This window comes from Virgisporangium ochraceum (genome assembly GCF_016863655.1).
In the GTDB taxonomy this organism is placed as follows: Bacteria; Actinomycetota; Actinomycetes; order Mycobacteriales; family Micromonosporaceae; genus Virgisporangium; species Virgisporangium ochraceum.
Window position 1 is genome coordinate 1 of sequence record NZ_BOPH01000136.1, and the last position, 10,295, is coordinate 10,295.

13 protein-coding genes and 1 pseudogene are annotated in these 10,295 nt (G+C 71.4%); 4 read left to right on the plus strand and 10 right to left on the minus strand.

Annotation, left to right across the window (positions count from 1 at the left end; genetic code table 11):
- Nucleotides 1-112 precede the first annotated feature (112 nt).
- Entirely contained in the window at nt 113-475 is a 363-nt protein-coding gene (locus Voc01_RS46820; protein ID WP_203934265.1) for a DsrE family protein, read from the plus strand.
- On the opposite strand, the gene Voc01_RS46825 is transcribed toward Voc01_RS46820, so the two are convergent.
- From Voc01_RS46825 to Voc01_RS46845, 6 genes are all read right to left on the minus strand, one after another.
- Nucleotides 469-1,251, minus strand: a complete 783-nt coding sequence (locus tag Voc01_RS46825; protein WP_203934266.1) for a hypothetical protein — start codon at nt 1,249-1,251, stop codon at nt 469-471. The genes Voc01_RS46820 and Voc01_RS46825 overlap by 7 nt on opposite strands.
- Nucleotides 1,252-1,312: 61 nt before the next feature.
- Nucleotides 1,313-1,627 (minus strand): DUF1416 domain-containing protein, encoded by a 315-nt coding sequence (locus Voc01_RS46830; RefSeq protein ID WP_203934267.1) that lies wholly within the window; start codon nt 1,625-1,627, stop codon nt 1,313-1,315.
- A 5-nt stretch (nt 1,628-1,632) separates the two neighbouring features.
- Nucleotides 1,633-2,481, minus strand: coding sequence for a sulfurtransferase (locus tag Voc01_RS46835; RefSeq protein ID WP_203934268.1), 849 nt, complete (start codon nt 2,479-2,481; stop codon nt 1,633-1,635).
- 171 nt (nt 2,482-2,652) lie between these two features.
- On the minus strand, nt 2,653-2,880 hold the full coding sequence (locus Voc01_RS54900; protein WP_373873963.1) for an Ms5788A family Cys-rich leader peptide: 228 nt from the start codon (nt 2,878-2,880) through the stop codon (nt 2,653-2,655).
- Between the two features lie 21 nt (nt 2,881-2,901).
- On the minus strand, nt 2,902-3,663 hold the full coding sequence (locus Voc01_RS46840; protein WP_203934269.1) for an LmeA family phospholipid-binding protein: 762 nt from the start codon (nt 3,661-3,663) through the stop codon (nt 2,902-2,904).
- A gap of 86 nt (nt 3,664-3,749) precedes the next feature.
- Complete coding sequence (locus Voc01_RS46845; protein WP_203934270.1) at nt 3,750-4,676, minus strand: hypothetical protein; 927 nt, start codon at nt 4,674-4,676, stop codon at nt 3,750-3,752.
- A gap of 225 nt (nt 4,677-4,901) precedes the next feature.
- Here Voc01_RS46845 and Voc01_RS46850 point away from each other — a divergent pair, with 225 nt between their 5' ends.
- Both Voc01_RS46850 and mshD read left to right on the plus strand, forming a co-directional pair.
- A complete protein-coding gene (locus tag Voc01_RS46850) occupies nt 4,902-5,591 on the plus strand; it encodes a winged helix-turn-helix transcriptional regulator (RefSeq protein WP_275423829.1) in 690 nt (229 codons plus the stop codon).
- A 7-nt stretch (nt 5,592-5,598) separates the two neighbouring features.
- Complete coding sequence (gene mshD, locus Voc01_RS46855) at nt 5,599-6,468, plus strand: mycothiol synthase (protein WP_203934272.1); 870 nt, start codon at nt 5,599-5,601, stop codon at nt 6,466-6,468.
- On the opposite strand, the gene Voc01_RS46860 is transcribed toward mshD, so the two are convergent.
- The 3 genes from Voc01_RS46860 to Voc01_RS46870 are packed head-to-tail and all read right to left on the minus strand — an operon-like array spanning nt 6,419 to nt 8,514.
- Nucleotides 6,419-6,973: a hypothetical protein gene (locus Voc01_RS46860; RefSeq protein WP_203934273.1), complete on the minus strand. Its 555-nt coding sequence runs from the start codon at nt 6,971-6,973 to the stop codon at nt 6,419-6,421. The genes mshD and Voc01_RS46860 overlap by 50 nt on opposite strands.
- A gap of 50 nt (nt 6,974-7,023) precedes the next feature.
- Nucleotides 7,024-7,839, minus strand: coding sequence for an NUDIX hydrolase (locus tag Voc01_RS46865; RefSeq protein WP_203934276.1), 816 nt, complete (start codon nt 7,837-7,839; stop codon nt 7,024-7,026).
- Nucleotides 7,840-7,878: 39 nt separating this feature from the next.
- A complete protein-coding gene (locus Voc01_RS46870; RefSeq protein WP_203934274.1) occupies nt 7,879-8,514 on the minus strand; it encodes a response regulator transcription factor in 636 nt (211 codons plus the stop codon).
- Between the two features lie 118 nt (nt 8,515-8,632).
- On the opposite strand from Voc01_RS46870, the gene Voc01_RS46875 reads away from it, so the two are divergent.
- The gene (locus Voc01_RS46875; protein WP_203934275.1) at nt 8,633-9,604 is read left to right on the plus strand and encodes a Gfo/Idh/MocA family protein; all 972 of its coding nucleotides are present in this window, start codon (nt 8,633-8,635) and stop codon (nt 9,602-9,604) included.
- 54 nt (nt 9,605-9,658) lie between these two features.
- Here the strand turns inward: Voc01_RS46875 and Voc01_RS46880 are convergent.
- A pseudogene (locus Voc01_RS46880) lies at nt 9,659-10,295 on the minus strand (hypothetical protein); the annotation flags it as partial.

The following is a 10,295-nucleotide window of genomic DNA, read 5'->3' on the forward strand; positions in this document are numbered from 1 at the left end:
ACCTGGTGGGCAGGTTTGCGATGACGGACAGTGGCGAAGGGCGTCCGTCCGAGCTGAAATGTCGGCTCTGCCCAATCCACGACTGCGCGACTCGGGAAACTAGTCTTGGTTGATGACACGCACCCTGGTCGTCAAGGCCACCGCCGGCGCCGACGCGCCGGAGCGCTGCTCGCAGGCGTTCACCGTCGCCGCCACCGCGGCCGCGTCCGGGGTGACGGTGTCGCTGTGGCTCACCGGCGAGTCGGCCTGGTTCGCGGTGCCGGGCCGGGCCGCCGGGTTCGAGCTGCCGCACGCCGCACCGCTGCCCGACCTGCTCGAAGCGGTCCTCGCCGCCGGCACGGTGACGCTGTGCACCCAGTGCGCGGCCCGCCGCGACATCACCGCGGCCGACGTCCTTCCGGGCGTGCGCATCGCGGGCGCAGCGGTGTTCGTCGAGGAGGTCACCGCCGAGGGCGCGCAGGCTCTCGTCTACTGACATCCGCTGGCGGCGGTCACCTGCACGTCGTCGGTGCGCAACCTGAGCGCGTAGCCGACGCCACCGGTCGCGAACACCAGCAGGTCCTCGCGCCTGACGATCGGTTCCACGCCACCGGGCAGCGCGCCGGCCAGCGGCCCCGAAGGCCGCGGCGCGCTCACGGTGATCGCGCTCAGATCCATCCGGGACCCGCACCGCACGGCGAACGACGCCGTTCCTCCACCCGTGACGCCCAGCCGGGCCAGCACGTCGGACGTGTTCGGCGGGCTGCCCGCCGCGGGCGGCTGCGGCACGGTGCCACCCCGGCGGCGGCACCCCGTGTCGGCGGTGAACCGCAGCTCGCCGGGCTCGGTGAGCGCACCGGTCAGCCGCACGTAGAACCCGGCGTCGGCGCGCAGCGCGTGCAGTCCGTCGGTGTGCCGCACCGAGGCCTCCCAGTCGCGGGGCAGGGCGGCGGCCACCCGGTCGATCACGTCGCCCTCGGTGCCGGGCGTCACGTAGACGGTGGCCAGCCGCTGGTACCGCTCGCCGGTCCGGTTGCCCGCCGTGCACGCCGACTCGGTCCGCTCGTATCCGCCGACGCCGACGACGACCCGCGGGCCGGCGGCGGCCGTGACCACGGCGGCGACCGCCCGGTCGACGGTGGGCAGCGCCTCGACGATCGTGGTCTGCTCGCGCACGGTCGGCTCGCCGTGACGCGCCGACCACGCGCCGGCCGCGACCAGGAGGACGGCCCACACGACCAGGCCGACAGTGATCCAGAGGCGCTTTCTCACGGCGCAACTATGCCAGGACGCCCGTCACCCCCAGGGGTGACGGGCGTCCCGATGCTCTGTACTAGGCGACCGCGACGGCCACCTGGTTCACACCGCGGTCCGCGGCGACGGTGGTGCCGCCGTTGCCCTGGCGGCTCAGCGCCCGCAGGGTCCACGTGCCGGGCGCGGCGAAGAACCGGAACTGGCCGGCGTCCGACGTGACGACCTCGGCCGTGAACTCGCCGCTCGCGTCGAGCAGCCGCACGTACGCGCCGCCGACCGGCGTGTCACCGGCCTGCACGACGCCGGTGATCACGGTCTCCTTCTCGACGTCGACCGACGCGGGCAGCGGGGCGGCCTGGTCGGGCGCGCCGCATCCGTCCTGGGTGGTGGTCATCTTCCTCACGCCTTTCCGGGCTCGTCGCCGAGAGCGACCGGCACGCCCACCAGGGAGCCGTACTCGGTCCAGGATCCGTCGTAGTTCTTCACGTTCGCGTGGCCGAGGATCTCCTTCAGCACGAACCAGCTGTGCGAGGAGCGCTCGCCGATGCGGCAGTACGCGATGGTGTCCTTGCTGTCGTCGAGGCCGGCGTCCGCGTAGATCTTGCGGAGTTCGTCGTCGGACTTGAACGTGCCGTCCTCGTTGGCCGTCTTGCTCCACGGCACCGACACCGCGGTGGGGATGTGGCCGGGGCGCTGCGCCTGCTCCTGCGGGAGGTGGGCCGGTGCGAGGAGACGGCCGGCGTACTCGTCGGGCGAGCGCACGTCGACCAGGTTGTGCACGCCGATGGCCTTGACCGCGTCGTCGCGGAAGGCGCGGATCGACAGGTCCTGCTCCTGCGCTGTGTAGCTGGTCTTCGCGCGCTCGGGCACGTCGGTGGTGTAGGGCCGGTTGTCGAGCTCCCACTTCTTGCGGCCACCGTCGAGCAGCTTGACGTTCCGGTGACCGTAGAGCTTGAAGTACCAGTAGGCGTACGCGGCGAACCAGTTGTTGTTACCGCCGTACAGCACCACGGTGTCGTCGTTGGAGATGCCCTTCTCCGACAGCAGGGCCTCGAACTGCTCCTTGTTGACGAAGTCGCGGCGGACCTGGTCCTGCAGCTCGGTCTTCCAGTTGATCTTCACGGCACCCTGGATGTGGCCACCGTCGTACGCCGTGGTGTCCTCGTCGACCTCCACGAACACCGTGTTCTCGGCGCCGAGGTTCTTCTCGGCCCAGTCGGCCGATACGAGTACGTCTTCCCGACTCATGCTGTCTCTCCCTGTTGCGGCGGTAATGAGGTCTGAAGGTGCCGCGCGGCCTCGAGCAACACCCGGCCGCGCATGGCGATGCGCAGTGGCGATACGGGTGGCGACGGCGGCTAGCCGCTCTCAGGATTCTGGGATGCCGGAATTCTGGGGTGCCCGGAAGCTCAGCCGTCGTCAGTGACGGCAACACAGGCAGGAGCCCACGCGGCACAGGTCGACCGCGCGGCGCTTGGTGAGCAGCATGCTCATAGCGGAGAAGCCTAGCATCGGACCGTCCCCCGGCGACCGGCTCTGTGGCGGGCGTCGCCTGGACTGAGGAGCGCGGGGAGCGCAGCGGACCGTAGCGACGAGGGAAGGCGGCGCCTCAGCGCCACAGAGCCCGCGCGAGCGGAGCGAGCGCATGAGGCGGAGCCGTCGCCCCGATCAGCTGACCAGCTGGACGTCGGCCGCGGTGGCCGTGACCTTGACGCCGTCGGCCGACGTGTCGACGCTCTTGATCGTCAACGTGTACGGCATCCTCGGCGTGCGGATCGACGCCGTCAGCCGGTTCTTGATGGTGTTGAGGATCCGCTGCGCCGCCGCGGGCAGGTTGACGCCCTCGGCCTGGATGTCGGAGAGCTTCAGGTCGACCTTGCCGTCGGCCACCGCGATCGTGCCCTTGGCGACCAGCGTGGTCTTGAAGCCGCCCAGGTCGAGCGGCAGACGCAGCTCGACGTTGTTGTTCACGACCTTCACCTGCAGCTGCGCCGGGTCGAACGGAACCGGCAGGTTGGCCAGCGAGATCAGCGACCGCACCGTGTCCCAGCTCATCGTGGCGGTGCCGGTGATCTCGTTGGCGGTCACCGGGCCGCGGCCGTTGAGCAGATCGCTCGCCGCCGCCTCGACGTCGGTGGCGACGATCGTCATCGTCTCGAGCTTGATGTCCTCGCTCTGCGGCTTGTCGGCGGTGATCGTGATCCGCTCGTAGTTGCCGCCCAGCACCTGGGTGAGGAACGGGAACCCGCCAATCTCGACCTTCGGCTGGCTGGCCGTGGTGGCTCCGGCCTTCTTCAGCTCGTCGGCGGCCTGCTGCGCGATCCGGTCCTCGGCCACGCCGGCGCCCACGCGGTCGGCGATGATCACCAGGCCCAGCAGCAGGACCAGCATGACCAGCAGACCGATGCCGATCTTGCGTCCTCGTCCCACGGCCGGACCCTCCTGTCATGACAAACGTCGACCGGCGGGCCGATCGGCCCGCCGGAGCGTTACCCAGGGGTTGAAAGTTACAACCCTCACGCCAGGAGAAGCTTGGCGACGTATGCCACCGGCGCCGCGAGCGCCAACGCCGTGAGCGGACCCTGCATGTGCCGCACCAACCACCACGACGGCACGGCGCCGGCGAGCCGGCGACCGGCCTCGGCGTAGTTCACCGACAGGTCGACCATCAGCGCGATCACCGCCGCGGCGAGCCCGGCGAACGCGGTGGGCAGCGTCTGCAGCCCGTCGAGGAGGTAGCCGGCCAGGCCCGCGACGGCCGTACCGACCATCGCGCCGACGATGATCCCGATGCCGCCACGCGGCACCGCCGGCGCGAGCCGCATCATCGGCGCGGCCAGGTCGGCGAGGTGGGCGACGAACAACGCGGCTCCCGCACCGACCACGCACGCGCTGATCACCTGGGTGCCCAGCGGCTCCCGGCTGAGCACGATGAGTGTCGCGTATGCGACCACGCCGAGGACGACCATCAGACTCGACCCGAGCGACTCGGTGACCCGCACCCGCCCGGCCGGACGCAGCAGCTGGCCGATCACCGCCAGCACGAAGCCGCCGGCCGTGACGTACGCCATCGAACCGAGCGACGCCGGCCGGTCGGTGAGCGCGAACCAGTCGGCCGCGACCGCCACCAGGAGCCCGACCGTGCCGACCACCTTCGGCGCCGGCGGCTGGGCGGCGATCGTCCAGACCACCACGAACAGCACCTGGACGCCGAACACGACCAACGCGAATGGCTGGTGGTCGAACTGGACGCCGACCACCACCGCGACCGTCAGCAGACCGGTGAGTCCCACCACACCGAGGGACACCAGCCGTCGCACGGGCGTGAAGAGATACGGACGGTCGTCGTCCTCCCCGACGTCGGGGGCGGGCGCGTCGTCGGGGTCGAGCGCCGCGTAACCAGCTTCGTAGCCGTCGTCGGCGCGCAGTTCGGACGGGGGCACGCACCGATGGTGCCAGACACCTCGTGATCTTGAACACGGGGCAACGAACCGATTCGAGACGAACTACCGAAACAGAAAGGTCAGGTTCTGCACTATCCTCATCGTCAGAGCGAGCAGTGGTCACCCACCGGTGACCTCCTCGACCGCCACCCGTCATAGACGCCGGGCCCGAGTAACTGAGCCGCCCAAACCCCCCGGGTACGGAGGTGTCGCGTGGAAATCCTCATGCTGACCACACGGGCTGATGCACCGTCGGTGCTCGCCGCCTTGGACCTGCTGCCACACACCGTGCGGACCGCGCCGCGTGACGTTCGCACGCTCATGTCCGGTCCGACACCTGACGCTGTCATGGTCGACGCCCGCACCGAGCTCGCCGAGGCCCGGTCCACCTGCCGCATGCTCCGGGCCACCGGGCTCGGCGTGCCGCTGGTGGCGGTGGTCACCGAAGCGGGGCTGGTGGCCCTGCACACCGACTGGGGTGTCGACGACGTCCTCCTCGCCTCGGCCGGCCCGGCGGAGGTCGAGGCGCGGCTGCGGCTCGCGGTCGGCCGGCTCAACGCCGCCACGGCCAGCACCAGCGGGCTGATCAAGGCCGGCGAGCTGAGCATCGACCCCGACACCTACGCGGCCAAGCTCAAGGGCCGCCCGCTCGACCTCACCTACAAGGAGTTCGAGCTGCTCAAGTTCCTCGCCCAGCACCCCGGCCGGGTCTTCACCCGCGACCAGCTGCTCCGCGAGGTCTGGGGCTACGACTACTTCGGCGGCACCCGCACGGTCGACGTGCACGTCCGGCGCCTGCGGGCCAAGCTCGGCTCCGAGTACGAGTCGATGATCGGCACCGTGCGCCAGGTGGGCTACAAGTTCGTCGTTCCGCCGACCCGTCCGCTGCCTGACTCGGAGCCCGTCCGGGTATAACTGCCGCGTGGGTGTAACGCGCGTCAGCACTTTGACCCCTGACCAGCACAAAGCTGTGTCGGAACTCACCGTGGAGGCCGAGGCCGCCGACGGAACGCCACCGTTGTCGGAGCAGACGGTGCTGCGGCTGAGTACCCCGGGGGTCCATCTTCTGCTGAACGACGGCCGGGACGGGTACGGACACCTCGACCACGACGGAGCGGCCGAGCTGATCGTCGCTCCGCACGCGCGCGGCCGCGGTCTCGGCCGCGCGCTGGTGCGGGCCGCGCTGGCCGCCGCCGACGAGCGCGGCGGCCGGCTCGAGGTGTGGTCGCATGGAGACCATCCGGCGGCGGCCGCGCTCGCGCGGTCGTTCGGGTTCGAGCGGACGCGCGTGCTGCACCGCCTGCGTCGGCTGCTTGCTCTCGAGCTGCCGCACGTGCCTCTACCGGACCGCGTGAGCATCCGCCCCTTCGTGCCCGGCTCCGCCGACGAGCAGGCGTGGCTGCGGGTGAACGCGCGGGCCTTCGCGACCCACCCGGAACAGGGCCGGATGACGCTGGAGGACCTACGACTGCGGATGGCCGAGCCGTGGTTCGACCCGGCCGGCTTCCTCCTCGCCGAACGCGACTCGACGCTGGTCGGCTTCCACTGGACGAAGGTGCACCCCGACGGGCTCGGCGAGATCTACGTGCTCGGGGTCGACCCCGACGCGGCCGGGCTGCGGCTGGGGCTGCCGCTCGCGGTGGCCGGGCTCGTCTCCCTGCGCGACCGGGGTGTCGAGACCGCGATGCTCTACGTCGACGAGTCGAACGCCAAGGCGATGAAGCTGTACGCCAAGCTCGGGTTCACACCATGGTCGTCCGACGTAACCTACCTGCGCACTGGCGGTGCTTGAGGGCGAGTTCGCGGTGGTCGAGCACGGCCAGCACGGGGTACAGCACCCCGCACGCGAAGAGCCAGAGCAGCACGCGGTGCCGCGCGTCGTCGACCACCCCGATCACCGGTAGCGGCGCGAGCGCCATCAGGACCGCCATGCCGCCGACGTGGTGCGGCCGGCCGCCGCCGGTCGCCAGGCCGTAGCCGAGCAGCACGGCCGCGGCGACCACCGCGGTGACCACCACCGGCGGCGTCCACACGACGTCGACCACCAGCGCCGCGAGCAGCAGGCCGCTGGCCAGGATGCCGCCGTGGCTCAGCTTGCCCGGCCGGATGTTCGGGAACATCCGGGCGTAGTAGCGCCCGGCGAGGCTGTGCAGGCGGGCCGACCCGACGACCGCCACGAGCCAGATGATCCACCGGACCGGCCACGGCATCGGCACGACGGTGACGGTGGCGGTGGTCAGCAGGAGAAGGCCTCCCGGCGCCCAGCGCAGACCCTGCCAGTACCACATATACCGCATATCAGACAAACGTAGCGGTTACCGCCCGTTTCATCACGGTGACTCGCCGCTCATTCTCCGATGGGGACGACCAGGGTGCCGTTGCCGTCGGCGTCGAACTCAACGCGGGGCCGCACCGGGGTGGCCGCGTCGCGGGCGCCGGCGGCCGCGAGCAGCGCGTCGACCGTCTCGTACCGGCCGATCTGGCGCAGCGTCGACCGGGTCGGCGGCAGCATCGGCAACGACCCGTCGAACAGCTCCTCCGGCCGGGCCCAGCGCGTGTGCGCCGCCTCGCCGCCGACGTCGCGGGTGCGCTGGCCGGTGGGCAGCACGGCGACGAAGAAGTAGGTGTCGTACCGGCGCGGCTCGAACTCCGGCGTCACCCACCGCGACCAGGGCGCCAGCAGGTCGGTGCGGGGCACCAGGCCACGCTCGGCGAGCAGTTCGGCGAACCCGACGCGGCGCTCGATCAGGGCGACCCGGGCCGCTTCCCAGTCGTCGCCGCTGACGTCACCGACAACGGTCGTCGGGTCCTTGCCGGCCAGCAGGACACCGGACTCCTCGAAGACCTCCCGCACCGCGGCGTACAGCACCGCCTTGGCCGGGCCCTCGTCGAGCCCGAGCCGGGTCGCCCACGCCGCTGGGGGCGGACCCGCCCATTCGGTCTCGACTGGAACGGTTGATCTGTCGCCGGGAAAGTCGCGCGGGTCGACCGCGCCACCGGGGAACGCGTACATGCCCGCGGCGAACGCCATCGTGGCCACCCGCTCGATCGCGAACGCCTCGTAGCCGGACCCCGCGGGTCTCACCAGCACCACGGTGCTCGCGAGGCGGGCCTCCGCCGGCTGCTCGTTGTCGGCCGCGAACCGTCTGGCCTGCTCGACCATTCGCCTGGGCAGCGGGAACTCGAGATCCACCCAGCGAGCTTAGATAAGTCCGTGCCGCAACGCGTAGGCCACCGCGTGCGACCGGTTCCGCAGGTGCAGCCGGCTCGTGATGTCGTGGAGGATGTTCTTGATCGTGCGCTGCGAGTACGACAGCTTCGCGGCGATCTCGGCCGTGTCGAGGCCGTCGGCCACGAGCCGGAGCACCTCGATCTCGCGCTCGGCCAGCCCGCCGAACGTGAGCCCGCGCGGCCACAGCACCTGCCGCTGCAGCTTGCCCACCTGGCTGAGCAACCGGCCGAGCAGGTCGGGCGGCAGGGCGCCGTCGCCGGCGGCGGCCGCCCGGACCACCTGGACAAGGCGGTCTGGACTGGCTTCGGCGCGACGGACCACGCCCGCCACCCCGGCCTCGACGGCGGCCACCAGGTCGGAGTCGTCGAGCTCGGCGACCACGAGCACCAGCCGGGCACCGAGCCGCTGCAGCGAGCGCAGCGTGCGCAGGGTCGGTTCGCCGACGCGGTCGGCCACAATGAGCGCGACGGTGGTGCGTCCCGGGTCGGGGGCGTCGATGACGCGCACCTCGGAGCGCGGGCGGAGCTGGGTCGCCAGGCCCGCCCGCAGGATCGGGTCGTCTGCGTGGATGTAGACAGTGAGCTGGTCAACAGTCGTGACGGTCATGGAGAGTGCCTTCCGGGGTCAGTGACACCACCCTGACCGGTCTGCCTCAGCGCACGCTCAACACAGGCTCAACGGCTGCCCGATGGGGCGGTTGACCGTCGTCCGCTAGCGTGCGGGCATGACCGCTCCCATCCGCTGGGGAATCCTCGCGACCGGCGGCATCGCCGCCACCTTCGTCGACGACCTCAAGTACCTTCCGGACGCCGAGGTGGTGGCCGTCGGCTCCCGCAGCGACGAGGCCGCCGAGGCGTTCGCGGCCACGCACGGGATTCCGCGCGCCCACGGTTCGTGGCAGGCGCTGGCCGACGACCCCGACGTGGACGTGGTCTACGTGGCCACCCCACATTCGGCACACGTGGCCGCCACATCGATTCTGCTCAATGCCGGCAAGCCGGCGTTGACCGAGAAGCCGATCAGCCTCGACGTCGCCGGTGCGACGACCCTGGTCGAGCTGTCACGCGCCCGTCAGGTGTTCCTGATGGAGGCCATGTGGACCCGGTTCTTCCCGGCCGTGCGGCACGCGCTCGACCTGGTGGCCGACGGCGCCATCGGCCGCGTGACGAGCGTCCACTCCGACTTCGGCTTCGCCGCCCCCGACGACCCGACCCACCGCCTGCACGCGAAGGCCCTGGGTGGCGGGGCGACGCTCGACCTGGGCGTCTACCCGGTGACGATCGCCCACCTGTTCCTCGGCCCGCCCGACGACGTGCGCGCCTGGGCCGACCTGGGCCCGGAGGGCACCGACCGCAACACCGCGATGGTGTTCGGCTACGCCTCGGGTGCGACCGCCACGGTGACCTGCTCGCTTGTCGGCCAGAGCCCGACGATCGCGGTGATCACCGGCTCGGAGGGCTTCATCGAGCTGGCGTCACCGTTCTTCATGCCCCGCCAGGTGATGCTGCACCGCGACGGCAAGGCCGAGGTCCGCGAGTTCCCCGTGGAAGGCCGCGGCTACCACCTGGAGGCGGCCGAGGTGCACGGGTGCCTGCGCGCCGGCCGGCTGGAGAGCGAGACGATGCCCCACTCCGAGACCCTGTCCGTGATGACCACCCTGGACCGGGTACGCGCCGAGATCGGCGTCACGTACTGAGTTCCGCTCCGCGATCGTGGAGGTCCTGACGCGAGGACCCCCACGATCGCCAGGTCAGGAGACGTGCGCCAGCCGGGGCTGCCAGTAGCGGTCGTCCTGCTGCGGTCCGAAGACGGGCTCGGGACCGTAGCCGCGGTCGAAGCCACCCCGGTCATAGCCACCCCGGTCATAGCCGCCACGGTCATGGCCGCCACGGTCATGGCCGCCACGGTCGTGGCTGGCGCTTCGGCTGTAGCCGCTGCCGCTCTCGTGGCTGGAGCTGTCGTAGCCGGCGCCGCGGGCGTGGCGGCCGCCTTCGTAGCCACCCTGCTCGTAGGCACTCTGGCCGTAGCCACCCTGGCCATAGGCGTCGTGGCCGTAGGCACCCTGCCCGTAGCCACGGTCGTAGCCGCCCTGGTCATAGCCACGCTGGTCGTAGCCGCCCGGGTCATAGCCGGCGCGGTCGTAGCCGGCGCGGTCATAGCCGCCCTGGTCGTAGGCGGCCTGGCCGTAGCCAGCCCGGTCGTAACCGCCCTGGTCGTAACCGCCCTGGTCGTAGGCGGGCTGGCCGTAACCGGCACGGTCGTACCCGCCCTGGTTGTAGCCGCCCTGGGCGTATCCGTCCTGGGGGTAGGCGTCCTGGGTGGGGGCGCCCCGGTCGTAGCGGCGGTCGTGGTCCTGGTCGCCGTAGCCGCCCCGGTCGTAGCTGGCC